The sequence below is a fragment of the Streptomyces calidiresistens genome, assembly GCF_014141525.1.
GTDB classification, from domain to species: domain Bacteria; phylum Actinomycetota; class Actinomycetes; order Streptomycetales; family Streptomycetaceae; genus Streptomyces; species Streptomyces calidiresistens.
In genome coordinates this window covers 1-781 of sequence record NZ_VKHS01001379.1, presented here as the reverse complement: position 1 = coordinate 781, position 781 = coordinate 1, and the positions used below count along the sequence as shown (strand labels likewise).

1 protein-coding gene is annotated in these 781 nt (G+C 73.2%); it reads left to right on the top strand.

From position 1 onward, the window contains the following. Nucleotides 1-95: 95 nt before the first annotated feature. Nucleotides 96-749, top strand: coding sequence for a response regulator transcription factor (locus FOE67_RS27410; protein ID WP_182667507.1), 654 nt, complete (start codon nucleotides 96-98; stop codon nucleotides 747-749). Nucleotides 750-781: the final 32 nt, after the last annotated feature.

Sequence of the window (781 nt, the reverse complement as noted above, 5' to 3'; positions counted from 1 at the left end):
GTCGACGGGGCGCCAACGGGAACCCGCGGGGGGCCGGGGGGACGGCCGACGGGGACGCCGGCGGAGAAGAACCACAGGACAGAAGGAGGTACCGCGTGCGCGTGTTGGTCGTCGAGGACGAACACCTGCTCGCCGACGCCGTGGCCACCGGCCTGCGGCGCGAGGGCATGGCCGTCGACGTCGTCTACGACGGAGGGGCCGCCGAGGAGCGGGTCGAGGTCAACGACTACGACGTCATCGTCCTGGACCGCGATCTGCCGGTGCTCCACGGGGACGACGTCTGCCGTCGCGTCGTCGATCTCGGCCTGCCCACCCGCATCCTCATGCTGACCGCCGCCGGTGACGTCAGCGACCGGGTCGAGGGGCTGGAGATCGGTGCCGACGACTACCTGCCCAAGCCCTTCGCCTTCACCGAGCTGGTCGCCCGGGTGCGGGCCCTGGGCCGCCGTTCGGCCCCCGCCCTGCCCCCGGTCCTGGAGCACGCGGGCATCCGCCTGGACCCCAATCGGCGCGAGGTCGTGCGCGACGGCCGACTGATCCACCTGGCCCCCAAGGAGTTCGCCGTCCTGGAGGTGCTGATGCGCGCGGAGGGCGCCGTCGTCTCCGCCGAGCAACTCCTGGAGAAGGCCTGGGACGAGCACACCGACCCCTTCACCAACGTGGTGCGGGTCACCGTCATGACCCTGCGGCGCCGCCTGGGCGAGCCGCCGGTGATCACCACGGTGCCCGGCGCCGGATACCGGATCTGACACCATGCCCGGCACGCCCCCGCCCCCCGGCC